The organism is Actinomadura terrae (assembly GCF_022751215.1).
Lineage (GTDB): Bacteria > Actinomycetota > Actinomycetes > Streptosporangiales > Streptosporangiaceae > Spirillospora > Spirillospora terrae.
Genome location: NZ_JAICDG010000002.1, coordinates 1,000,698 through 1,025,658, shown reverse-complemented (window position 1 = coordinate 1,025,658; position 24,961 = coordinate 1,000,698). Strand labels below are relative to the sequence as shown.

15 protein-coding genes and 1 CRISPR repeat array are annotated in these 24,961 nt (G+C 71.4%); of the genes, 7 read left to right on the top strand and 8 right to left on the bottom strand.

What is annotated here, in order from left to right; all coding sequences use genetic code 11:
• Positions 1 to 1,006 precede the first annotated feature (1,006 nt).
• Genes K2F47_RS14740 through K2F47_RS14720 form a run of 5 tightly spaced genes read right to left on the bottom strand, consistent with a single transcriptional unit; the run spans position 1,007 to position 8,535 of the window.
• Entirely contained in the window at positions 1,007 to 1,996 is a 990-nt protein-coding gene (locus K2F47_RS14740; protein ID WP_242903423.1) for an alpha/beta hydrolase, read from the bottom strand.
• On the bottom strand, positions 1,993 to 2,733 hold the full coding sequence (locus K2F47_RS14735) for a thioesterase II family protein (protein WP_242903422.1): 741 nt from the start codon (positions 2,731 to 2,733) through the stop codon (positions 1,993 to 1,995). Before K2F47_RS14735 ends, K2F47_RS14740 begins: the two co-directional genes overlap by 4 nt.
• Complete coding sequence (locus tag K2F47_RS14730; RefSeq protein ID WP_242903421.1) at positions 2,730 to 4,670, bottom strand: non-ribosomal peptide synthetase; 1,941 nt, start codon at positions 4,668 to 4,670, stop codon at positions 2,730 to 2,732. Before K2F47_RS14730 ends, K2F47_RS14735 begins: the two co-directional genes overlap by 4 nt.
• A 55-nt stretch (positions 4,671 to 4,725) precedes the next feature.
• A complete protein-coding gene (locus K2F47_RS14725; RefSeq protein ID WP_242903420.1) occupies positions 4,726 to 7,644 on the bottom strand; it encodes a type I polyketide synthase in 2,919 nt (972 codons plus the stop codon).
• Positions 7,645 to 8,535: a TauD/TfdA dioxygenase family protein gene (locus K2F47_RS14720; RefSeq protein ID WP_242903419.1), complete on the bottom strand. Its 891-nt coding sequence runs from the start codon at positions 8,533 to 8,535 to the stop codon at positions 7,645 to 7,647.
• 145 nt (positions 8,536 to 8,680) lie between these two features.
• Here K2F47_RS14720 and K2F47_RS14715 point away from each other — a divergent pair, with 145 nt between their 5' ends.
• The 4 genes from K2F47_RS14715 (at position 8,681) to K2F47_RS14700 (ending at position 14,814) form a co-directional block, all read left to right on the top strand.
• Positions 8,681 to 9,955 (top strand): cytochrome P450, encoded by a 1,275-nt coding sequence (locus K2F47_RS14715; protein ID WP_242903418.1) that lies wholly within the window; start codon positions 8,681 to 8,683, stop codon positions 9,953 to 9,955.
• A gap of 315 nt (positions 9,956 to 10,270) precedes the next feature.
• Positions 10,271 to 11,020, top strand: a complete 750-nt coding sequence (locus K2F47_RS14710) for a protein-L-isoaspartate O-methyltransferase family protein (RefSeq protein WP_242903417.1) — start codon at positions 10,271 to 10,273, stop codon at positions 11,018 to 11,020.
• A 202-nt stretch (positions 11,021 to 11,222) separates the two neighbouring features.
• Complete coding sequence (locus tag K2F47_RS14705; RefSeq protein WP_242903416.1) at positions 11,223 to 12,380, top strand: serine hydrolase domain-containing protein; 1,158 nt, start codon at positions 11,223 to 11,225, stop codon at positions 12,378 to 12,380.
• Between the two features lie 958 nt (positions 12,381 to 13,338).
• A complete protein-coding gene (locus K2F47_RS14700; protein ID WP_242903415.1) occupies positions 13,339 to 14,814 on the top strand; it encodes an HNH endonuclease signature motif containing protein in 1,476 nt (491 codons plus the stop codon).
• Positions 14,815 to 15,070: 256 nt separating this feature from the next.
• Positions 15,071 to 15,437: a CRISPR direct-repeat array (repeat unit 30 nt; unit sequence GTCTCCATCGCCCCTTCGAGGGTTCGCAAC).
• A gap of 1,434 nt (positions 15,438 to 16,871) precedes the next feature.
• Here the strand turns inward: K2F47_RS14700 and K2F47_RS14695 are convergent.
• Positions 16,872 to 18,068 carry an MFS transporter gene (locus tag K2F47_RS14695; protein WP_242903414.1) on the bottom strand — a complete coding sequence of 399 codons (1,197 nt, stop codon included), beginning with the start codon at positions 18,066 to 18,068 and terminating at the stop codon, positions 16,872 to 16,874.
• A gap of 163 nt (positions 18,069 to 18,231) precedes the next feature.
• Between K2F47_RS14695 and K2F47_RS14690 the strand changes: the two genes are divergently transcribed.
• Positions 18,232 to 19,215: an aldo/keto reductase gene (locus tag K2F47_RS14690; protein ID WP_242903413.1), complete on the top strand. Its 984-nt coding sequence runs from the start codon at positions 18,232 to 18,234 to the stop codon at positions 19,213 to 19,215.
• 20 nt (positions 19,216 to 19,235) lie between these two features.
• The gene (locus K2F47_RS14685) at positions 19,236 to 19,958 is read left to right on the top strand and encodes an SDR family oxidoreductase (protein ID WP_242903412.1); all 723 of its coding nucleotides are present in this window, start codon (positions 19,236 to 19,238) and stop codon (positions 19,956 to 19,958) included.
• Positions 19,959 to 20,030: 72 nt separating this feature from the next.
• Here K2F47_RS14685 and K2F47_RS14680 read toward each other — a convergent pair whose 3' ends face one another.
• Both K2F47_RS14680 and K2F47_RS14675 read right to left on the bottom strand, forming a co-directional pair.
• Positions 20,031 to 21,005, bottom strand: coding sequence for a hypothetical protein (locus K2F47_RS14680; RefSeq protein WP_242903411.1), 975 nt, complete (start codon positions 21,003 to 21,005; stop codon positions 20,031 to 20,033).
• Between the two features lie 170 nt (positions 21,006 to 21,175).
• On the bottom strand, positions 21,176 to 21,757 hold the full coding sequence (locus tag K2F47_RS14675; RefSeq protein ID WP_242903410.1) for a TetR/AcrR family transcriptional regulator: 582 nt from the start codon (positions 21,755 to 21,757) through the stop codon (positions 21,176 to 21,178).
• 352 nt (positions 21,758 to 22,109) lie between these two features.
• On the opposite strand from K2F47_RS14675, the gene K2F47_RS14670 reads away from it, so the two are divergent.
• A complete protein-coding gene (locus K2F47_RS14670; protein ID WP_242903409.1) occupies positions 22,110 to 24,899 on the top strand; it encodes an AAA family ATPase in 2,790 nt (929 codons plus the stop codon).
• Positions 24,900 to 24,961 lie beyond the last annotated feature (62 nt).

Below are 24,961 nucleotides of genomic sequence, written 5' to 3'. Positions count from 1 at the left end.
CGCAGCCAGGCACCGTCCGCGCGTCCCCCATCGTCATCGACAGGTCCGCGTTGCGGGCCGCCTCGCGATCGTCAACGGCGCACCGGGACGCTGGACGCAGACGGGCACCATTCGTGCGTCCACCACCGTCACCCCCAGGTCCGCGTGACGGGCCGCTAGGCGCGGGCTGCTGCGCGATCGCGAACGATGCCGCAGTCGGGCACCATGTGCCGTCCACTGCCGTCACCCACACATCCGCGTAAGGGGCAGCGAGGCCGCGGGGCCCGTTGCGCGCTCGCCAACGGCGCACGGGACGCTGGATGCAGACGAGCATCAATCGTGCGTCCACTATCGCCAGCTACAGGGCCGCGTGGCGGGCTGCGAGGCGCGGGCCGCTGTGTGATTGTGAACGGTGCCGCAGATGGGCGCCATCTGCCGTCCACCATCGGCACCCACACGTCGGCGTGGGGGGCCGTCAGGCGGGGGCCGACACGCGATCGTCAACGGCGCAGGGGACCCGGGACGCAGCCAGGCACCATCCGCGCGTCCCCCATCGTCATCGACAGGTCCGCGTTGCGAGCCGCCACGCGATCGTCAACAGCGCACCGGGACGCTGGATGCAGACGGGCACCATTCGTGCGTCCACCGCTGTCAGCCACACATCCGCGTGTGGGTCGCTAGGCAAGGGCCTTCGCGCGATCGCGACGGCGCAGCAGGCGGGCACCATGTGCCGTCCACCATCGGCACCCACATGCCCGCGTGGGGGGCCGTCAGGCGGGGGCCGACACGCGATCGTCAACGGCGCATGGGGCCCTGGACGCAGCCAGGCACCGTCCGCGCGGCCACCATCGTCAACCGCAGGTCCGCGTTGCGGGGCGCTGCGTGATCGTGAACGGTGCCGCAGATGGGCATCCTGTGCCGTCACCGCCGGGGCGTGCGCGGCGGGGTAGGTCGCGGACGGTTTGTGGCAGCGGCAGGGTCGCCAGCTCGGCGAACCGGGCGGCGTGCTCGCGTCGGGGGTGGTTGCTCACCTTGACAGGATTCGGCGTAGCCAGTCGGCTCGGGCGCGTTGGGCGGTTCGGGAGACGACGGCGTCCGGTACCCATTCGTCGAAGCTGTGGAAGGCGCCGGCCCATACGTGCAGTTCGGCGTCGCCTCCGGCCTGGCTGATCCGGGTGGCGTAGGCGATGGCCTCGTCGCGCAGCGCCTCGACGGTGCCGACGTCGATGAAGGCGGGCGGGAGGTTGGTCAGGTCCGTTTCGCGGCCGGGCGCGGCGTAGGACGGGACGTCGGCGGTGCCGACGCGGTCGCCGAGCAGCGCCGTCCATCCGGCGAGGTTGGACCGGCCGTCCCAGAGGCCGACGCCGTCCATCTGGGCGGCCGAGACCGTGTCGCACCGGTCGTCCAGCATCGGGCACTGGAGCATCTGGCCGAGCAGCGGTGGGCCCTGGCGGTCGCGGGCGAGGAGGCTGACGGCGGCGGCGAGGCAGCCGCCCGCGCTGTTGCCGCTGATGATGACGCGGTCCGGGTCGAGGCCCAGTTCGGCGCCGTGTTCGTGGACCCAGAGGAGTCCGGCGTAGCAGTCCTCCACCGGCGCGGGGTGGGGGTTCTCGGGGGCGAGCCGGTAGTCGACGGCGACCACCGCGAGCCCCAGTTCCTCGGCGCGGTCGAGCTCGCCTGCCAGCTCCGTGGTGCGGTTGTGGCCCGCGACCATACCGCCGCCGTGCGTGTTGTAGATGACGGGGAGGGGGCCCACCGCGCCGGTCGGACGGCAGATCAGCACCGGGACGCCGGGCGCGCCCGCGGGGCCGGGCACCACGCGCTCCTCCAGCTCGAACGTGCCGCCCCTGCGGATCTCGGCGTCCGACAAACGTCCTCGCTGGGAACGCTCCCGCCGGTCCGCGATCAGGGCGGGCGTCAGCGGGACGGTCAGGTCGGCGAGGATCGCGCGCAGCGGCGCGGCCAGTTCGTGGTCGAGGGGCGGCGGCGCCAGCCGACGGATGGGGGCCTCGGTCATCGTGCTCCTTCGCTGGGGCTCAACCCGCCCAGGCAGTCGGCGAGCAGCGCGAACGGCGGGTCGGCGACGAGGTAGAAGTGGTCTCCGGTGACGGTCCTCTCGTGGAAGCCCCCGGCGGCCAGTTCGTGCCAGGGACGCCGATCGGCGTCCGGATCGGCGTCCCCGACGATCGTGGTGACCGGGCAGCGCAGCGGCGGCTCGGCGCGGTGCTCGTAGTCGTGGAACATGCGTCCGTCGCCCTGGATGTAGGGCAGGACGAGTTCCAGGAAGAACGGGTCGGACGCCAGCTCCGGGTCGGTGCCGCCGAGCCGGGCGAGACGTTCGGGCACGTCCGCGTCGTCCTCCAGCACCATTTCCTCCGGGCCGGGCAGCGGCGCGTCGCGGGAGCCGGACGCGAACAGGTGCGCGGGGACGACGCCGCGCGCCTCCAGGCTCCGCGCCGTCTCCAGCGCCACCGCCGCGCCCATGCTGTGCCCGAACAGCGCGAGCGGACGGTCGGCCAGCGGCATCAGGGCGGCGGCGATGTCGTCGGCGAGTCGCCGCAGGTCGGTCGGGGACGGCTCGTCAATGCGCTCGGCGCGGCCCGGGTAGCGGACGCCGTGCACCTCGCAGCCCGGGATGGTCCACTCGCGGAAGAACGACGCCGAGCCTCCGGCGTGCGCGAAGCAGACGAGCCGCAGCCGGGCGTCGGGGTCGGGCGCCGGGCAGCTCAGCCAGGTCGAGGGGTCGTGGGTCATCGCCCTGTCTCCTGTGTCGTGCGGGGGTCGGGGGTGGTGCGCTGGCGGCGCGCACGGGCCGCGCGGGCGCGGCGGGCCGCCGCCTGGCGGGAGGCGCCGGGGGACGCGTCCGCCGCGCCGCCGTCGCGGATCAGCGCGGACTGCGCCGCGACCGTCGTGTGCCGGAACAGCGCCACGATCGACGGACGGGTGCCGGTGTGCAGCTCCAGCGCGTCCTGGAGGCGGAACATCGTGAGCGAGTTGCCGCCCAGGTCGAAGAAGTTGACCTCGGCGGGCACCTCCGAGATCTTCAGCACCTCCGCCCACGCGGCGGCGACGCCCGTCGGCGCCCCCGTCCCGGACGGTGTCTCCTCCGCCGCGGCGAGCAGCGCGGCACGATCGACCTTGCCGTTGAGGGTGCGGGGAAAGGCGTCCAGGATCTGGATCCGGGCGGGCACCATCACGTCGGGGAACCGCTCCGCGACGTGCGCCCTGACGTTCTCGGGTCTCGTGTCGGACGCGGCGACGACGAAGCCGGTCAGGCGTGTCCCGGCCGGGTCGGGGACGGCCGCCGCGTCGCGGACGCCCGGCGCGCCGCGCAGCGCCGCCTCGACCGCGCCCAGCTCCACCCGGTGTCCGCGGATCTTGACCTGCTGGTCGCGGCGGCCGAGGAAGTCGAGCGTGCCCGCGTCGTTCCAGCGGACGCGGTCACCCGTCCGGTACATGCGGGCGCCTGGGGTCTCGGAGAAGGGATCGTTGACGAAAGCGCGCGCGGTGGCCTCGGGGTCGCCGACGTAGCCGCGGGCGACCCCGGCGCCGCCGATCACCAGCTCGCCCTCGGTACCGGGCGGCACCGGCCGCAGCTCCTCGTCCAGGACGTAGAGGGACGCGCCGGGGATCGGCCCGCCGATCGACACCGGGCCCGGCGCGTCGAAGCGGTGGTAGCTCGCCCAGACCGTCGCCTCGGTCGGGCCGTACTCGTTGACCAGCGCGACCGGCCCGGGACGCAGCGCGAAGTGCCGCTCGACCAGCGGCTCGGGCAGCGGCTCACCGGCGACGATCACGGTGTCGAGCGAGGCCAGGCGGTCGAGGTGGTGATCCCGCTCCGCCGCGTCCAGCAGGACGCGGTACAGGGACGGCACGCACAGCGTCCGCGTCACCCGGTGTTCCTCGATCAAGGCGACGAGGCGCGCGGGGTCGCGGACCTCGTCGGCGGTGGCCACGACCAGGCAGCCTCCGGCGGTCAGCGTCCCCCAGAGCCCCACCACCGACGAGTCGAACGCGATCGGCGACACCAGCAGGAACACCGGCGCGCCCGGGTAGACGCCGTGCCGCGCGAGCGTCGAGGCGGACAGCTGCCCGTGCTCGACCAGCACGCCCTTCGGCTCGCCCGTGCTGCCGGAGGTGTAGATGAGGTATGCCGGGTCATTGTCGTTGACCTGTGTGTCGGGGGGTGTCGGTGCGTCGTCGCCGTCCTCGGCCGGGAGGAAGGGGAGGCCGAGGGTTCTCAGCCGCTGCGACTCGCCTTCGGTGGCGACCGTCCAGGAGACGCTCGCGTCGGCCAGGATCTCGGCGACCCGCCGATCGGGGTTCTCCCGATGCACCGGGACGTAGGCGGCCCCGGCGCGCAGGACGCCGAACGCCGCCGCCACCATCGCGGCCGACGGCTCCGCCAGCAGCCCGACATGATCGCCGCGCCGGACGCCCGCCGACGCGAGCCGCGCCGCGATACGGGCCGACCAGGCGTCCAGCTCGCCGTAACTGACGGTTCGCCCGCCGCAGCGCAAGGCGGGGCGCTCGGGATGGGCGCGGGCGACCCCGGTCACCAGCTCATGGACGGGGGTCCGGGGCGGCGGCGGAAGCGGGGCGCCGCGTCCGAGGTGCGGGCCGTCGAGGCGCGTGCCGTCCAGGCGCGCCAGGCCGGCCGACGAGGGACCGGTGTGTTCCGGCGATGACATCAGATTCCTCCGCTTCGGTGTTCGTGGCCCGCGACGGCCGCCGTGCGCCGTCCGCCTAGCCGGGCGGGCCGCCGGATCGCGAGGGCTCCAGCAGGTCGAGCACGATCGTCGTCTGCCGTCCGAGCGTCCGGCCCGCGAGCATGTCGCGCATCGGCACCCGGACCCCGAGCTCCCGGTGGACCCTGCGCGCCAGATGCGTGACGAGCAGCGAGTCGCCGCCGAGCTTGAAGAAGTCGGACTCGGCGGTGAGGTCGGCGTGGCCGAGCAGCTCCGTCCACAGCCGGGCGAGCAGGGCGGACGCGTCCTCGTTGTTCTCCGGCTCGGGCTCCGGGGGCTTCGGGGGGTTCGGCTGCTCGGCGTCGGGGAGCGGCTTCGGGGCGGCCTCGGGAGCGATCCAGCTCGGCCCGGCGAACGGGTAGGTGGGCAGGTGGAGCAGGTGTCCGGGCTCGATCAGCGCCTCCGTCGCGAGGGGCTGTCCGAGCGTCCAGAGGGCGCCGAGGGCGGTCCTGACCTCCTCGTCCGGACGTGCGGTGCGGGACGGGGAGAGCGCCACGGCGGTGAGGCCCGCCGCGTCCGCCATGCCGGTGAGCGCCCGGCCAGGGCCGATCTCGACGGCGACGGCCCCCGGGTGGCGGGCGGCGATCGCGGCCATCGCGTCGGCGAACCGCACCGGCTCGCGCGCGGCGCGGACGAGGTCGTCCGGCTCGACCCGGGTGCCCGCCGGGACGAGCCGTCCGGTGGCGTTCGCGGCGTAGGGCACGCTCGGCGCGCGCGTCTCGACGTCCGCCAGCGCGGCGGCCAGCTCCGGCAGGCCGGGTTCGACGAGGGACGTGTGGAAGGCGCGGCCGGTCCGCAGCGGGCGGGAGAAGACGCGGTCGCCGAGCCACGTCCGGAACGTGTCGACCGTGTCGGCGGTGCCCGCGACCACGCAGGTGTCGGGTGTGTTGATCGCGGCGATCTCCAGGGCGGCCCCGGACGCGGCGAGCAGTTCGCGCGCCGCCGCCTCGTCGCAGCCCAGCGCGAGCATGGCACCGGACGGGCAGCCCTGGAGCGCACGCCCGCGCGCGGCCACGAACCGCGCGGCGGCGGGCAGGTCGAGCACCCCGGCGACGCACAACGCGGTGATCTCACCGAGGCTGTGCCCCGCCACCGCGACCGGGACGACACCGAGGTCGCGGAGCGCGCGGTCGGCCGCGTACTCGACGGCGAACAGCGCCGGTTGCGCCAGCTCCGTCTCCCGCAGCTCCGCCTCGGAGCACTCCCGGGTGAGCAGCGCGCGCCGCAGCCTTTCCGCGAGCGGTGTGTCGAAGGTGTCGAGGGTCTTGTCGAGGACGTCGGCGAAACCGGGCAGGGCCTCGGCGAACGGCAGCGCCATCCCCGGATACTGCGACCCCTGCCCCGGGAACAGGAACACGACGGGTGCGGGCCCATCGGCCGGACGGCTGCCCCGCGCGACCCCGTCCCCGCTGGCGAGGCTTTTGGCGACGTCGGCGGCGCTACGTCCGGAGACCGCGAGACGTTCGGTGAGCGCGACCCGTCCGGTGGCGAGGGTGTAGGCGACATCCCCTAGATCGAGGTCGTCGTCGCTCAACCGCTCGGAGAGCCGGGACGCGGAACGCGCGAGCGCCTCAGGATCGGCGGCGGACAGCAGCACGAGCCCGGGCCGGTCGCGCTTCGTCCGGGGGACGTCGACGGCCCGCTCGACGATCACGTGCGCGTTGGTACCGCCGATGCCGAACGAGCTGACCCCCGCGCGCCACGGCCGGGGACCGCTCCACGGCCGCGCCTCCGCCGGGACGTACAGGGGCGAGTCGTCCGCGTCCAGCAGCGGGTTCAAGCGGGTGAACCCGGCGACGGGCGGCACCGTCCCGTCCCGCAGCACCAGCAGCGTCTTGATCAGCGACGCGAGCCCGGCCGCGTTGTCGAGGTGCCCGACGTTGGCCTTGAGCGCGCCGACCGCGATCTGCCCCGGCGCCGCGCCCATCCCGCCCAGCGCGGCGGACGCGGCGGACCACTCGATCGGGTCCCCCACCCGCGTGCCGGTGCCGTGCGACTCCAGGTATCCGATCGAGGCGGCCTCCACGTCCGCCGCGAGCAGCGCCGAGCGGATCACCGCCTCCTGGCCCGCGACCGACGGCGCGTAGTACCCGGCCTTCGCCGCGCCATCGTTGTTGATCGCCGTGCCGAGGATGATCCCGTGCGGCGCGACCTCGGCCTCGGCGGCCCGCCGCAGCACGACCGCCGCGACACCGGACCCGGCGACCACCCCGTCCGCCCGCGCGTCGAACGGACGGCACGCGCCGGACGGGGAGTGGATTCCGCCCGGCACGTGCAGATGTCCGGCCTGGGGATAAGCGATGCCAGCGGCGACCACCAGCGCCTGGTCGCAGTCGCCGTTCAGCAGCGCCTGCCCCGCCAGATGCAGGGCGACCAGCGACGACGAGCAGGCCGTCTGCACCGCGAGCGCGGGCCCGGTCAGGCCGAGCCGGTAGGAGATGAGGCTCGCCATGAAGTCGGGCTCGGTGCCGTGCACCGCGTCCTCAAGCGTGAGCGGGTCGAGCATCCCGCCCGCGACCATCGCGCGCAGGTACCCGCTCCCGCTCGCGGACGCGTACACGCCGGTGACCACGTCACCCGCGGAGCCTGCGTTTCCGGCGTCCTCCAGGGCGGACCAGGCCACCTCCAGCATCAGCCGGTGCTGCGGGTCCATCATCTCCGCGTCGCGCGGGCTGACCCGGAACAGCACGTTGTCGAAGCGGTCGGCGCCGTCGAGATGGCCGTGCACCGGGACGTAGTCCGGCTCGTCCAGCAGGCTCGCCGCGACCCCGGCGGCCAGCAGGTCGCGCCGCTCGTACCGCCGGGTCAGGACGCGCCCGGCGAGCAGCGCCGACCACCACGCGTCGAGGTCGGCGCAGCCGGGGAAGCGGCCGGACATGCCGGTGACGGCGATGTCGAGCGAGCGGTCGCGGGGCACTCAGACCGTCCCGCCGCTGTAGGCGGAGGTGTCACCGGCCAGTGCCCGGCCGGGGCGCCCGTCCACGCCGACCGGGACGTCCCCGATGATCGTGAGCCGCTCGCCGCGCCGGGGCTCGTCGCCGTAGTCGTAGATCGCGTAGTGCATCGTCGCCTGGTTGTCCCAGATGACGAGGTCGCCGACGCGCCACTTCCACCGGACGGTCTGCTCCGGCTTGGTCACATACTCCTGGAGCACCCTGATCAGGTCGCGTCCGGCCTGCGGCGGCAGCCCGACCACGCTGCGCGCGAACCCGCCGAGCAGCAGCGACCGCTCCCCCGTCTCCGGGTGGACGCGGACGGCCGGGTGCTCGGCCTCGTACCGGACCGAGATGTAGTCCCCCCGCGCCGCGACGGTGTCGTCGGTGTAGTCGGAGTCGTTGCTGTGGACGATCCGCAGCCGGTCCGCGAGGTCGCGCAGCTCCTGCGGAAGGCTCTGGTACGCGCTCGCGGTGTTGGCCCAGATCGTGTCGCCGCCGACCGGCGGAATGATCTTGCTGTGCAGCAGCGCGAACGCGGGCGGCCGCTCGATGAACGTGAGGTCGGTGTGCCAGTGGTTGGCGCGGGTGCCCTGCCGCGAGTCCATCTCCCGCAGCGCCGGACGGCCCTTCGGCGCGTCGTAGATCGGGTGGCCGAGCGTCAGGTCCCCGAGCCGCCGCGCGAACGCGACCTGGCTGTCGTAGTCGAGTTCCTGGTCGCGCAGGACGATGAGCTTGTGCCGGAGCAGCGCCGCGCGGACCGAGGCGACGACCTCCGCCTCCAGCGGACGGCTCGCGTCCACCCCGGTTATCTCGGCGCCGATATTGCCGGCGAGCCGGGTGATCCCGACGCCGGTCGGGGACAGGACGGTCATGTGCGGACCCCTTTCGACCAGGTGACGACCGGGCGGGGAGGTCCCGCCGACCGTGCGAACCAGGCGGACGACGCCATCTTGCCTGATATGCCAAGAATCTGGCAACCTTTTGACTCAACATTGGAAAAAGAGTTGGCAGGAGCCCATGACGGCTGCAACGTCCCTGGATCCCACCGGCCCGATCGACCCGACTCCGCACGCCGCCGGCCCGGTCGCCCCGGCTCCGAACGCCGCCGACCTGGTCGACCCCGCCCCGCAGGCCGCTCGCCTGGTCGACCCCGCCCTGCACGCGACGGGTGCCCAGCACGAGATCTGGCGCTGGATGCGCGAGCACTCCCCCGTCCATCGGCATGAGCCGACCCACCTGCCCGCGTTCTGGTCCCTGACCCGCTACGAGGACGTCCGCGCCGTCTACCGCGACCCGGGGCGGTTCAGCTCGGCGAGCGGGGTGCTGCTCCGTCCGACCGAGCTGCGCGAGGACCCGGGCGCCGGAATGACCCTCGCCCTCACCGACCCGCCCCGCCACAAGGAGCTGCGGGGGGTCGTGGCGGACTGGTTCACGGCGCGCTCCGTCCGTGCCTTGGAGGACGCCATGCGCGGCATGGTCCGCGCCGTCCTCGCCCAGGTCATCGAGGCGGGAGAGGCCGACTTCGTCCACGACGTGGCGGGGCGTCTGTCGATCTACACGATCGGCCACATGATGGGCGTCCTCGAATCGGACCACGAGACCCTCTTCCGCTGGACGAACGAGGCGTTCGAGGCCGGTGTCTCCCTGGCCGCCCACCAGGAACTGATGCTCTATTTCATAGACCTGATGGACCGCCGCACCGCGAACCCGGCCGACGACCTGGTGAGCATGCTGCTGGGCGGCGTCGTGGAAGGCTCGCTGTTGTCGGAGGAGGAAGTCCTCCTCAACTGCGAAAACCTGGTGGGCGCCACTGAAAACGGCCGCCTGGCGCTGGCGGGCGCGATGCAGGCCTTCCTGGAGAACCCCGGCGAATGGGTGCGCCTACGCGAAGACCGCTCCCTGCTCCCATCGGCTGTGGAGGAGACCCTGCGCTGGACGTCAAGCGCGACCCACAGCATGCGTACCGCCACCGAACCCGTAACCCTCCACGGTCAACAGATAGAGCCGGGCGACAAGGTGGTGGTCTGGGTCCCATCCGCGAACCGCGACGAATCGGTCTTCCCTTCTCCCTTCACGTTCGACATAGCCCGGAAACCGAACCGGCATCTGGCTCTGGCCTCCGGTGAACACTTCTGTTTGGGCGCCACTTTGGCCCGCGCCCAGGCCAGAATCCTTCTCTCAGAGCTCTTGGACTGCGTGGAATCCATAGAACCCGCAGGGCCCTTGACTCCCGTCCACTCGATAACCGTGAACGGCCCCGAGCACCTTCCCGTCCGCATCACCGGCAAGTGAGACTCTCAGGCTGGCATAGATCGCCAAAGCCAGAGCGGCGACGTCTGAAACCTAGATCGTTTCAATCGCTTTCCACCATCGACCCTCCATCCCTCGGCCCTCGATGGCACACTTGGCCACCACGCGCGGCATTCGCCATGTCGGCGGCCGGTGATCGGGACAACAGGGTCAGGGGTGCAAGATGGGCAAACACAGCAAAAAGGACGCTTGTGCCACGTGTGGCGGCAGCGGGAAGGTCGACACGACAACTGACGGCAATGACGGGCGCGCGACCAGAACGATAACCTGCCCGTCGTGCAACGGATCAGGGAACGCGTGACCGAGAAGGCCATCACGTTCCCCGACCTCCCGCCGGTAGACCGCCGCCCGTTCATCCCCGACGACATCTGGATCGTCGAGAACGACGCATGGGCCCGATTGTCACGCCGGGAAGACCCCCTCAAGTGGGAAAGCCTGGTGGCCTCCGATGAGGCGGTGATAACAGAAATCAAGGACGGCATCTGGCCGGTGTCGTCGTCCTCTGCCCCCGGGGTCATGGCGAACATGATCAGCTCACTGAGGCTGGCGCCGGGGACGCGCGTCCTCGAAATAGGCACCGGAACGGGATGGAACGCCGCGTGCCTGGCCGCCCTCGGCGCCGAGGTGGTGTCCGTCGAGATCGATACCGATATCGCCGCACGAGCCCGCACCAACCTGCGCAAGGCGGGACACCCGGAAGTTACCGTCGTCACCGGCGACGGCGAACAAGGCGCAGCCGAATACGCGCCGTTCGACCGGATACTTTCCACCGCCGCGGCCCGTATCGTCCCGTACTGCTGGGTAGAACAATGCACCGAGGGGGGTCTTATCGTCACCCCCTATACCGGGGAGGCCCACAAATGGGCTCTGCTGGTCCTCACGGTCTCCGCGGGTGTGGCCTCGGGCGGATTGGAAGGCACAGCCTCATTCATGCCCCTACGCGGCCAGGGCCTCTCACCCGTGAATCGAGAAGCCATCGAGAACCACGACGACCTACGCATAGAGGTGAGCAGATCCGGCCAGACCCTCACCTACTCGCGAGACTGAAGTCGGCCGGGGGGTGACGCCGGCCGCCCCCGCGTCGCGGCTAGGTGCAGCGCCCGCCCAGCGCGCCGGGGCGAGCTAACAAGGAAGAAACCTGTCGTGGTCTAAGCATGGCACCGCTGGATTCTCACCGAAGGAGACCACGCAGGTGACCCCACGACCGATTTCACCGAGGCTTCAACCGTCCCGCCGCTCCGCACTCGGCTTGCTGGGAGCCGCTCCCCTCGCCGTCGGGGCCGGCCTGACCCCGTCCCTGGCCCCGGCCCCGGCCGCCGCTGCCGAGGGGCTCGGGTCACCACCGGCCCTGCGGCCCGGCGGGAAGTTCCACCGGTTCGTCGCGCGCCGCGCCGCCGAGGACGCCTTCTCCGGGACCGTGCTCCTAGCCCACGCGGGCCGACCCGTACTGTCCCTGGCGTACGGGATGGCCAACAAGAAGCGGTCGCTGCCCAACCAGATGGGCACCCTCTTCAACCTCGCGTCGGTGACCAAATGCTTCACCGGCCTGGCGGTCGCGCGGCTCGCCCACCAGGGCAAGGTGGCGTTCCACCAGACGCTGGGCACCTACCTCGACGGCTTCCCGGCCGAGATCGCGGACAGGGTCACCGTCCATCAGCTGCTCACCCACACCTCAGGTATGGGTGATTACAGCGAGGCGAAGGAGTTCCAAGAGGGATTGAAGAAATGGCGCAGCGCGGACGAGATGATGGACGGCGTGATGGCCATCATCCGGCGGTCTGACCTCCGGTTCACACCCGGCATACGGCACGCCTACAGCAATTCGGGGTTCTTCGTCCTCGGCGCACTCGTCGCCCAGGTCTCCCGGCTCTCCTATTTCGACTACGTTCGCCGGTATGTGTTCGCCCCGGCAGGAATGTCCCGCTCGGACTTCTACACTAAGCCCCAGGTGCTGGCCGCCGAGGACATCGCGCATCGCTACCCGATATCCCGGACCGGTGAACGCATCGACTTTACGGAGAGCGAATACTTCGGGTTCATCGGCGGCCCCGCCGACGGCGCCTACTCCTCGACCCTGGACCTGCTCAACTTCGCGAAAGCACTGCGGTCGGGCGCGGTACTGAACCACGCGTTCACCGAACTGGTCACCAGCGCCAAGGTGCCCCTGACCCCGTCGGACGGACCACCCGACCCGAGCCCGTACAGATCCTACGGCTACGGGTTCCGCTCCGTCATCGTCAACGACAAGCAGGTACTCGGCCACTCGGGCGGCACCGTGGGCGGAGCGACCAACATCGACATCTTCCCGGAACAGAACTGGGTGGCCATCGTCCTCGGCAACTACTCCGACCCCATCACGCCCATCGTCCAGCTGGCACGAGACCTCATCACCCGATCAAGAACCTGACCCGCACCCCGTCCTACCCCGCCGACCACCGACCCCAGCCCCGGCAACCGCACCTGGCCGCCCGCCCTGACGTCTCCCAACCGGACCAGCCCCGGCGGAGTAGGCCCCCCACTGGTGGACGTCCAGCGGACAGCGTCCAGCCCCTGCGACAACTCCCCAACCGCGCGGGCACATACAGCCGAGCACGAGGCCGACGCTTCCTCCTGGAGCTCCGACAGAATCCGCCTGGATGGAACTACTCAGAGATCTCCGCCCGATGACCTAGCCAGCCACCCCAACCTCTCCCTGGACCCTCGAGGAGCGGACGGTCTCGCGTTCGGGCGGAACGGTGCGGTGCGGTTGCTCTACAGCTAGGGCAGTGACCGCATTGTTCAGGCGGGCATTCCCCATGCGGGACGCATCGCGGATCGGCTGCGCGCTCGGCTTGACGGGTTGAGGGAGGGCTAGCAGAAACACCATGCTCCGCTGATCCCTGTCAGGTTATCTGTGGCTGAGGTCTATTTTATCGGTAAATTCTTGGTTGGGGTGGGTTGCTGGTTGCGGCGCCTCCCGCAGGTAAGTGATCTCGCTTGGGTCATCGCCGGTTGCTGTCACGGGGTTGAGGTCGGTGGGTTTAGGTCGGGTGCTCTTCTGACTGGTAGGTGCCTGGTTGCGCTTGCATGCTCGCGCTTCGCGCTCGCACCCCAGGCTTCGGCTAGGACGGCGATCCGGCTGCCTCGAAATTCAGGCCACAGAAGTATGACCTGTCCGAATTGTCCATGGGTTCCGACGCTGTACTGCCCTATAATTAAATGAGCTACAGGAGGTCCGGGGGGTGATTACCTTGCCAGCAATCGCCACACTCTCAGCCACCGTTTCCCAGGAATGGGACGACCGGGGGTGGTTTCCTCCCGGCCCCCAGCTCGCCATATGCCTTTCCGGCAGCAGAGAAAGACTGGCTGACCTGTCCGATGACCAGTTGTTGCAGGTCGCCGCCGCCGCGCGCCGTCAGACGTCCTGGGCCCAATCCCGGGAGTTGGCCGCGGTCGCCGAACTGGCCCGCCGCCGCGAGAACGCCGAAGCCTCCGGTGACCCCGACTACCGCGTCCTGCCCGCCCACGAGTCGACCGTGGAGGAAGTCGCCGCCGCGTTGACCCTCACCAGCCAGGCCGCCGCGACCCTGCTCCACCTGGCCGAACAACTCACCGGCCCCTTGGCCGCCACCGGCCGGGCCCTGGAGGCCGGACGCATCGACCTGCCCAAGGCCCGCATCATCAGCGACGCCACCGACAACCTCCCCAACCAGGTCGCCGACACTCTCCAAACCGCCGCCCTAGCCAAGGCCCCCACCCAGACCACCGGCCAACTCCGCCGCCGCATCAAACGCATCGCCCACCGCCTGGACCCCTCCAGCATCACCGAACGCCGACGCGCAGCCGAACGCAAACGGCGGCTGGAACTGTGGGAAACCCCCTCCGGCACCGCCGACCTCGCCGTCCGCGACCTCCCCTCCGACCAGGCCCACGCCATCTACAACAAAATCACCGCCGCCGCCCACGGCCTCCGCCACGACGGCGACACCCGCCCCCTCGACAACATCCGCGCCGACCTGGCCACCCGCCTCCTACAAGGCGACAACCTCCCCACCGCCACCCACACCCTCCTCACCACCACCGAGGAACCCGCCCCAACACCGGCCGACACAGCTGCTCCCCACCCCAACCACACACGCGAGCCCGCAAACCTTCACGGTTCAACCGCCGCCCCCACCACCCCGGGCCAGGGCAAACCCTCCAAGATTGAGCCGCTCGCGGACGCTCCCGGCGCGCGGCCCCACCCCCGCCAACCCGCTCACCCGCACCCCCCGCCCGCCGCCGGGAACAAGCTGGCGCTCCACCCCTCCTTAGCGGGCGCGGTCACCCGGCACCTTCCCCTGGCATCAGGCCGCGCTCGACTCAACCCCCACCCGGACGCTCCACCGGGCACCACCGACGAGTCCTCCGTGATCACGGAGCTGGCGGACGCCATCGACCAACGCCTCACCCACGTCCGCCAACGCGTCCACCCCGCCCACCTCCCCGCCGCCATCACCCACGCCGCCCGGACGATCACCACTCAACTCACCGAAAGCCGTCACGCCGCCTGCCAGGGCCAGGACGCCACACACGGACACCCCGGCTACCGACCCCCCGCCGCACTCCGCCGCGAGATCGAGACACGCCACCCCACCTGCGTGTTCCCCACCTGCAACCGCCAATCAACCCACTGCGACCTCGACCACACCATCCCCTGGCAACCCGGCACCACCTGCCCCTGCAACCTCGCCCCCCTCTGCCGACACCACCACCGCCTCAAACAAACCCCCGGCTGGACCCTCCACCACCCCTGGCCCGGCCTCCTCATCTGGACCACACCAACCGGCACCTGGCACACCACCCACCCCCACCACCAATAACACGCACGCGACCCGCCGGCCGGGCCCCGCTGCACCACCCCTTGCCACCGACCGTGCCGCACGTGCCATGCGCCGTCCCCCACGCACGACCGCATCGCCGCCAACACCCTGTACCCTCACCAACCAGCCGACCAGAACAACAAGTCGATCATTTTTCAGCGACACACCGGGCCCAACAGCACAACCGACGGAACGCTGAAAAACCCACGCCGAGCGGCCCCCTCTTCCCTTCACACACCTGCGGCTTTACCGTGGGGTCTCCATCGCCCCTTCGAGGGTTCGCAACGTGATGCCCAGGGCCTCGGCTGCCTGGCGGGCCGGAAGTCTCCATCGCCCCTTCGAGGGTTCGCAACCCTCATCACACGCTCTTGGCAGAAGAATGGTCGGGTCTCCATCGCCCCTTCGAGGGTTCGCAACACGCAGGCGATGATGGCGCCCTTGCCGGTGAGCTCCTCTCCGGTCTCCATCGCCCCTTCGAGGGTTCGCAACGCGGCGATACGGGTCTGCTTGGCCTCCTGCTCGACCCGTCTCCATCGCCCCTTCGAGGGTTCGCAACGGTGGGAGGACGTCCCCGGCGGCGGCGGGCTGCGCCGGTCCCCATCGCCCCCAGCGGGGTTCGCAACACGCTCCGGCCAGTCCGAGGACTCCCCACATCCAGCCGTGTCCCTATCGCCCGCAGCAGGGTTCGCAACGATAGCCCGGCGAGAATGGCCCTGACCTGCGGTTCATGTGCTCATCGCCCCCTGCGAGGGTTCGCAATGCGGCCGCCAGCACCCGCCGGACGTGCCGCACCTCGTCCCCATCGGCCCTTCGAGGGTTCGCAACACCGGGAGTACCTCGGCCGCCCTGACCGGCATCGGGTCCCCATCGCCCCTTCGAGGGTTCGCAACACGACCAGCCTCTTCGTCGACTCGCGCACGTAAAGGCCTCCTAATCACCCCCAGCAGGGTTCGCAACCGATGCGGGCGCGCCGCATCACGGTCCCGGTAGTGCAGCTCCTCATCATCCTGGGAGGGTTCGCCACGGGGTAAGCGCTGCCTCGGCGCGCTCTTCTGACGGGTCCTCATCGCCCCACGAGGGTTCACAACTTGAGCGGGACGTCCGCCAGTAGAGTGCTGGATGGCGCGTCCCCATCGCTCTTACGAGGGTTCGCAACGTCTTTGTGTAGTTCACTGACCACTCACCGCTGTCGTGTCCCCATTGCCCCTGCGAGGGTTTGCAACAGTTGCTTCCATGCTTGCTCGCTCGTGATCGCTCGTCCCCATCGCCCCCACGAGGGTTCGCAACCCGTCCTCATCGGATCGGCGTGCGGGGCGGCGCTGTCCACATCGCCCCTGAGGGTTCGCAACCTTGGCCAGGGCGGGAGTATGCCCCTTGGCTTGGGCCACGTCCTCATCGCCCCAGCGGGGTTCGCAACAGAGTGACTTGCGGGACGTGAAGGATTCCGGGCTGGCCGGTCCTCATCGCCCCCAGTTGGGTTCGCAATTCGTGGACTCCAACGTGCCGGCCAACTATCCGGCCGAATTTTCATCGCCCCCATGAGGGTTCGTAACGCCATTATGTTCACGGGTCGTGCTCCTTCCAGGGGATCGTCCTCATCGCTCCCAGCAGGGTTCGCAACCTGCTGGGCGCGCTCGCGAGGGGGCGTGGCACGGGGGCCGCCACCGCTCCCATGTCATCCCGCCCTCGCCCGAATGGTCGAAGCCATTGGCGCCGGGGACGCTGCACTCTTGGCAGGCACGGACGTGGCATCGGCGGCGCAGTGTCCATCCGCCGTTTCCGGTGGGCCGCATTCCGCGTGAGGCGGTCCGAGTGTCCCGGCCGAGATGCCCGCGTCGGCCGGACGCGTCATCGTCCAGGCCTCACGGTTTGCGGCCGCCGTCTCGCGTCGCCGCCTTGGGGATGAGCGGCGGGTAGTGCTGCGCACGGAGTTTTCGTCACCCCCGTGGCCGAGGGGATGGTGGGCAATACGCGGTGGGTTGGACGAGGGAGCATCGGCGTCGGCTTCTCCGCTGGGCTTCGGGGGTGGCAGTGGGTCGTCGCGCCCGGGTGAGGGGTTAGGGGCGGGGGAATAGGCGTAGGGATAGGGCCAGGGTTGTTGTTAGTAGGGCCAGTAGGCCCGTTAAAGTTGTTGTTAGGCCGGTTTTTTCGGCTATTAGGCCGACCGCCATGGGGCCTAGTAGTAGGCCCGTGTAGGTGAGGGTGCTTACTTTTGCCAGGGCCGAGGCTGCGCCTTCCGTGTCGGCGCCGCTGTGGCCTACCGCGCTGAAGATTATGGGGAGTAGGACGGAGAGGCCCAGGCCGAATATGGCGAAGCCTGCCACGGCCAGGGACGGTAGGGGGCTCAGGACTACTGTGGCCAGGCCGATGATTGCCAGGGCGGCTCCGCAGCGGATCAGGAGGGGTGCTCCGAAGCGGGTTTGGAGGCGGTCGCCTACCAGGCGGCCTCCTGTTTCGAAGGCGCTGAAGAAGATGTAGCCGAGGGACGCCGCTGCCAGGGACATGCCCAGTTCGTCGTGCAGGAAGATGCCGCTCCAGTTGCCGACTACGCCGCTGCATACCAGGACGATCGTGCCGACCGCGCCGAACATGAGGACTCGGGGTGTCCAGCCTGTTCGGTGGTTCGGTTTCGGGGCGCGGTCCGGGAGGCGGTCGGCGCTGGACGTCAGCATGTAAGGGCCCGTCGCGGCCGTGAACGCGACCAAGGTCAGGGCGACGATCAGGAAATGCTCGGTCAGGGAAAGGCCCGCCTTTATCGCCAGGCCGCCCAGGATGGAGCCTGCCGCGGCGCCGATGCTCCAGGACGCGTGGCAGCTGTTCATCACGCGGCGGTTCAGGGTGCGTTCGACGGTGATGGCGTGGGCGTTCATCGAGACGTCCACCAGGCCGTCCAAGGCGCCGAAGAGGAGCAGGGCGAGGGCCAGGCGGGTCTGGCCTCCGGATGTCGCTACGAAGAGGAGCGATATCGGTAGGGCCGCCATTGTCACGCGGACTATCGGGGCGCTACCGAAGCGGGCTACGAGGCGGCCCGTCAGTTGCATTGCCGCTAGGCCGCTCAGGACGGGGAGCGTCAGCAGGAGTCCTAGGCGTCCGTCCGAGAGGCCGAAGGCGAGTTTCAGCGACGGCACCCGGACGAAGAAGCCGGCGAGGACGAGGCCCGTCGCCAGGAACGGTGCGCGGGCCGCCCAGAGCGCGCCGGGCGCCGGGGGGCGCGGGGGTGCCGTCCGGGTGGGGCGTTCTTGGGTGTGAGTCATCGCGACCCCCAAATCGGTGTGGCCAGGACGTTGCCACAGTGTGCCTAGCGCAACAACGTCCTGACGTGGCATCTAACTGCCAAAGGCACAGGCGGCCATTGTCGGGAGAAGAGGGTTGTGTCAATCTTCTTGCCAGAACCCGGCATCGCGAGGACGGTTCCCAATGGAGCAACGATCGTTCGACAGGCTCGGCCGGACGGCGTCGGTCGTCGGCCTCGGCACCTGGCAGCTCGGCGCGGACTGGGGCGACGTCTCGGAGGACGACGCGCTGGCGATCCTGGACGCGGCCGTCGCGTCCGGTGTGACGTTCATCGACACCGCCGACGTGTACGGGGACGGCCGCAGCGAGAAACTCATCGGCGCGTACACGGCTGGGAGGCCGGGCGGGCAGTTGTTCGTCGCCACCAAGCTCGGACGGCGCGGCCCGCAGGATCCGTCCGCGTTCACGCTGGACAACTTCCGCGCGTGGACGGACCGGTCCCGCGCGAACCTCGGCGTCGAGACCCTCGATCTCGTCCAGCTGCACTGCCCTCCGACGGCGGTGTTCCACAAGGGCGAGGTCTACGACGCGCTCGACACCCTGGTCGAGGAGAAGCGCGTCGCCGGGTACGGGGTGAGCGTCGAGACGTGCGACGAGGCGCTGGCCGCGATCGCGCGCCCCGGCGTGGCGAGCGTCCAGATCATCCTGAATCCGTTCCGGCGCAAACCGCTGGAGCGGGTGTTGCCCGCGGCGCGGGAGAAGGGTGTCGCGATCATCGCGCGGGTGCCGCTCGCGTCCGGGCTGCTGTCGGGACGGTACCGGCACGACTCGGTCTTCGCGGCCGACGACCACCGGACCTACAACCGCAACGGCGAGTCGTTCGACGTGGGCGAGACGTTCTCCGGGGTCGATTTCCACACCGGCGTCGAGGCTGCGGAGGCGTTCGCGGCGCTGGCGCCCGAGGGGGCGACCCCGGCGCAGACGGCGCTGCGGTGGATCGTCCAGCAGCCGGGGGTGACCACCGTGATCCCCGGCGCGCGGACGGTCGACCAGGCCCGCGCCAACTCCGCCGCCGCCGACCTGCCGGAGCTGGACGCCGGCACCCTCACGGCACTGGCGGAGCTGTACGACGCCCGCATCCGTCCCCAGGTACATCACCGCTGGTGACCCGCGTTCGGAAGGAAGCCATGGACAAGCCGCTCGTCGTCGTCACCGGTGCCGGTTCGGGGATCGGGGCCGCCACCGCGCGCGCCTTCTCCCGCGAGGGCCACCCGCTGCTGCTGCTGGGCCGCCGCGCCGAGCGGCTGGAGGCGCTCGGCCTGCCGCGTGCGCTGTGCCGGGCCGCCGACGTCGTGGACGGCGCGGCCGTCGCGGCGGCGGTCAAGGCGGCCGAGGCCGCGTACGGGCCGGTGGACGCGCTGGTCAACAGCGCGGCCGTCCTGCAACCGGGGGTCGCGGCCGCGCAGTCGCGCGAGCACTGGGAGCAGATGGTCGACGTGAACATCAAGGGCGTGCTCGGCTGCGTCCAGGCCGTCCTGCCCGGGATGATCGAGCGCGGCGGCGGCACCGTGATCACGATCGGGTCGATCGCCGCGTACAAGACGGCGGGGGTGGAGGCGGTCTACAGCGCGACCAAGTCCGCCGCGCACATCCTGTCGGAGGGGATCAGGCAGCAGGCGGCCCCGCACGGGACGCGGGTGATCACCGTCGCGCCCGGTTACGTCGCGACCGGCATGGGCGACCTGATCGCGGACGACGGCCTGCGGGTCGAGCACGCGGAGTCGCAGCAGGCGGCGGGCGGCGGGCTGGCGGCGGAGGACGTGGCCGAGACCGTTCTGTTCGTGTACCGGCAGCCGCAGAAGGTGTGCATACGCGAGGTCGTCCTCGCGTCCACCGCCCAAGTCGTCTAGGAACCGCGGGCGTGCCTGCTGAGGGCGGCCCTTGTCTTCGGACCGCCCTCAGACCGGTCGGCGGTATGGGGGTCAATAACGTTCGCAGATGAGGTGACCGTCTATCTCGTACTCGGAGGCGAGGGGATTGACGCCGGTGAGCTCCCAGTCACTGTTCCCGGTGGAGCGCGGCTTACTGGTCCTCAGGAATGCCTCCCAACTGAAGAAGCCGGCACCGACGACGTTGTTGTCCCGCGGGCAGGTCCAGGTGGGCCCGTCGCCGTTGCGATAGGAACCTCGTTCTTGATGGAACCAGTCGCCGCTGCCGTCGGGTTGCTCGATGCAGATCACGTAGAGGTCGACCTCCACGGTGTCGGCGTCGGTTCGAGCGCCTCCGGCGAAGCCGGAGATGTAGGTGCGGGACGGTTGGTACGACATCTCGATAGCGGTCAGTGCTGCGGTGGAGCCCTTGGCTTCGCCTCCGACGTTCACCATGGCCTCGCGGCGGGGGTACGGGGGTGCGTCGTTCCAGCAGTCCAGTCCGACGCCATGCCTGTTGGGCACGTCCTTCGCGGAGGTCTTGACGATCCTGTAGCCCTTCGACGGGATCGAGCACATGGCGTACCAGGTCATCTCGAAGGGGGCCGGGTCGCCGCGGTCCGAGCGGGCCTTGACGAGCCAGCCGGAGTCGGCGACGGGGTAGGAGGCGGCCACGCTGTGGCCCTCGGGCAGGTCGAAGCCGCCTCCCACGGGCTGCTTGCCGCGAGGGCAGTGGGCGATCTTGGCCTCGTAGGGCGAGGCCAGCCCGCTCTCCTCCACCATTTCCAACTCGGCCGGTGGGTACTTGGCGGTGACGACGGGGGCCAGGGCAGGCGAGGCGACGGAGGCGGAGGGCGAGGCACCGACGACGGCCGCGGCAACGGTCACGGTGAGCGCAGCGGCAAGAACTCGGCTGCGCGCACGCGGCCTGCCGAGGCGGCGGGGTCTGGCCGGGGAGCGTCGAGACAGCAAAATGGTCTCCTTTCGCGAAGTGGAGGTGAGCGTCTCACCGCCCGTCCACACCGCCAAGAGCAGAGAATTTCGACCTCCGCCACCATCTGAAACTCCGGTCTGCCCTAAACGGATACGGCACTGCCGAGTGCGTCCAAACCCCGCTTCACAAAACTGAAGACTCAGGCGACGACCCCGCCCCCGTACAACGCCACCCACCGGGGTTAAGCGCAGGGGACCTACCGCGGTCAGGAGGGCGTGCCGTCCTGGGCCGGGGACGGCGTGATGCTGCGCAGGGTCAGTTCCACCCAGCGGCGGCGGGCGGGCTCGGGCATCTCGGCGCCGGGCATCGTGCCGATGAGGAGGCCGAGGTCCTCGGGGGTGACGTCGGGACGCAGGGCCCCGGCGGCGTGCGCGGCCGCGACCATCCGGGCCAGCGCCACCTCGCCGTGCAGGCGGACGTTGTCGGGAGAGTAGGCGCCGATGCGGGTCGCGACCGCGCGCATCGCCCGGTCGTCGGCCAGGTCGACGGCCAGCCGGTGCAGCAGCAGCTCGATCTCGCGCAGCGCGCCGCCGCCGGCCTCGATGCGGGCGACGGCCTCCTCCAGGCCGGCGACCACCCCGGCCTCGATCTCGATCATGATCGCGTTGACCAGGGCGTTCTTGGTCGGGAAGTGGCGGTAGAGGGTGCCGACCGCCACCCCGGCCGAGCGCGCGATCTCGTCCATCCCGATCTGCGGGCCGTGCGCGGTGATCAGGTCACGCGCCGCCCGCAGGATCTTCGCCCGGTTCCGGGTGGCGTCGGCCCGAAGTCCCGGTGTTCTCTCCATGCGCGCCCGTCCTCCGTGCCCTTACAAGATGAACCATGGTTCACACTACACCGCCGTGCGGCGCCGGAGCCGTCATGGTCGCAGGTCCCGCCGGGTGCGAGGCGCGCGGCGCGGCGGTCCGCCGCGCACGGCTCCGTGGCCCTCCGCACCGTTCCCGACCACTTCAGGCCACCGCCCGAGCCTGGGAGCGGGCTATCCATACCAGCGGTTAGAGTGAACATTTAATGAACCGGCTCCCTTGTTCTCTTGGTGTGAACTCTCGGCGCCCCCACGGCCATTTCGCCCTGCTGAATCCCGTCCCACCCGGTCGCGAGCCGGGTGTCCTTTCACTTGGAATTGACGAGGCCGACCTGTGACCCTGGCGGAACGCTACAAAGAATTGTCCAGTCTCGACGCGATGTTCGAGGAGTGCGCCGGCGGCTCGGTGCGGGTCGCGATCGTCGGCGGTCCGGTCGCGAGCGGGAAGACCGCGCTGCTGCACGCCCTCGCCGAGCGGGCGGTGGACGCCGGCGCGCTGGTGCTGAGCGCGGCGGCGTCGCGCGCGGAGCAGGCCCTGCCGCTCGGCGTGCTCGACCAACTGCTGCGCAACGTCGAGTCGGCGGACGGCGACATCGAGCCCGAGTTGTCCCCGCTCGACGACGCGCTCACCCGCGCGCTGTCCTCGCCGGGCCTCGACGCCACCGCGCACCTGGCCTCGCCCAGCGTCCGGGACCTGCTGTGCAGGCTGCACCGGCTCGCCGGGGACCGGCCGGTCCTGATCGCGGTCGACGACGTCGAGTACGCCGACGACCTGTCCCTGCGGTGCCTGCTCTACCTCGTCCGGCGGCTGCGCTCGGACCGGGTCATGGTGGTGTTCGCCGAGCTGTTCGGCCCCCGGCGGCGGCATCCGATCCTGGAGACCGACGTCATGCGGCAGCCCTACTGCCGCTACATCCGGTTGGAGCCGCTGTCGCCGTTCGCGGTCGGAACGCTGCTGTCCCAGCGGACGAGCCGTCCGGGCGCGCAGCGGCTCGCCGGTGCGTTCCACCGCAGCACCGGCGGCAACCCGCTGCTGGTGAAGGCCCTGCTGAAGGACTCGCTCGACCCCGTGCGCGGGATGAGCGCGCCCGCGCCGGGCGAGGCGTTCCAGGAGGCCGTCGTCCGCTGCCTCCACCGGTACGAGTCGCCCGAACTCGACGTGGCACGTGCCATCGCGATCCTGGGCGACGCCGCGTCCCCCGACCTGCTGGCGGCGACGCTCGGGCTGAGCCGCCACCCGGTCGCCGAGGCCGTCGAGACGCTGACGGTCGCCGGGCTGCTCGACGGCATGCGGTTCCGGGACGGGGCGGCGCTGGTCGCCGTCCTGCGGAGCATCCCGCCGGACGACCGGGCGGCGCTGCACGCCGCGGCGGCGACCGCGCTGCACAACGCGGGCTTCCCCATCGGCACCGTCACCGAGCACCTGCTGTGCGGGGGCGGCCCGCGCGAGCCGTGGGAGGTGGCGGTGCTGCGCGAGACCGCCGAGCAGGCCCTCGACGACGGCGACGGGCGGCGGGCGCTGCTGCTGCTCCAGCGGGCGCGGCGGCACAGCGCCGACGAGCGCGAGCACGCGGTCGCCACGTCCCTGATCGCGCGCGCCGAGTGGCTCCTGGACCCCGCCGGGGCCGAACGGCTCCTGCCCGAGCTGGGCAGCGCCGTGCGGCGGGGGCTGCTCACCGGCCGGTACGCCGTCCGAGCCGTCGACTACCTGCTGTGGCACGGCCGCCCGCAGGACGCGGCGGAGCTGCTCGGCGAGCTGCGCCACCACGACGCGCGGGCCACGGGCAAGGCACTGCACCGCCTGCGGGCCCACTACCCCGACACCGTGCCCCCGGCGTGGGCGGACGCGGACGCCGCGCCGGGGCGCCCGTCGCTCGCCCCGCACCTGTCGGCGGTGCACACGCTCTCCGACGACGCCGACGAGCTGCTGACGAGCGCCGAGAAGGTGCTCCAGTGCGCGCGGCCGGACGACTCCGCGCTGATCCCCGTCATCGCCGCGCTCGCCGCGCTGATCTACGGCGGGTCGCTGGACAAGGCGGAGTTCTGGCGCGAGTCCCTCGCCGCCGAGGCCGGGGTGCGCCGCACGCCCGTCTGGGAGGGGCTGCTCGCGGGCATCGGCGCGCTGGCCGACCTGCGGCGCGGCGACCTGCGCGCCGCGCACCGGCAGGCGTCCCGGGCGCTGGCGGTCATGCCCGCCCGGAGCTGGGGCGTGGCGATCGGGCTGCCGCTGGCGAGCATGGTGGCGGCCGACCTCGGGCTCGGCGACCTGGACGGGGCCGAGGCGTGCCTCGGCACCGCCGTCCCCGAGGCGATGTTCCAGACCCGCGCGGGCCTGCACTACCTGGAGGCGCGCGGCTGGTTCCACATGTCCACCGGACGGCTGCACGCCGCGCTCGGCGACTTCCAGGTGTGCGGCGAGCTGATGGCGCGGTGGGAGCTGGACATCCCGGCGGTCGTGCCGTGGCGCTCCTCGGCCGCCTACGCCTACGCCGGGCTGGGCCGCCTCGCCGAGGGCCGGGCGCTGGCCGAGGAGCAGCTCGCCATGCTCCCGTCCTGGGACCGCCGGACGCGCGGGATCACGCTGCGCGCCCTCGCCCGGACCAGCGACCTGCCGGTCCGCCGCGAGCTGCTGTCCGAGGCCGTCGAGGTGCTCCAGCGCTCGCACGACCGGCTGGAGCTGGCCCGCGCGCTCCACGACCTCAGCCGCGTCCAGCGCGGCCTCGGCGAACCCGGCACCGCCCGCCGGACGGCGCGCCGCGCCGACCGGCTCGCCGAGGCGTCGGGCGCGCAGGTGCGGGACCGCTCGCCGTGCACGCTGGCCCCGGCGGCGGCGCAGCCGCCCGCCGCGACCGAGGACGTCCCCGCCCCGGTGGCGCGGCCCGGCGTCGAGGAGCTCAGCAACGCCGAGCTGCGGGTCGCCGCGCTCGCCGCCGACGGCTACACCAACCGGCAGATCGCCGCGAAGCTGTTCATCACGGTCAGCACCGTCGAGCAGCACCTCACCCGCGTCTACCGCAAGCTGCGCCTGAGCCGCCGGTCGGACCTGCCGTCGGCGCTCCCGTCCGAGGCGAACCCCCCGCTCTCGGAGCGGTACGGCTCGCTCCTGACGCGGTACGGCTCCTGACGGGGCGGCCCCGCCGCCCTTCACTACGGGAGGACGGACGGGCGGCGGGGCCTGGGAGGGGA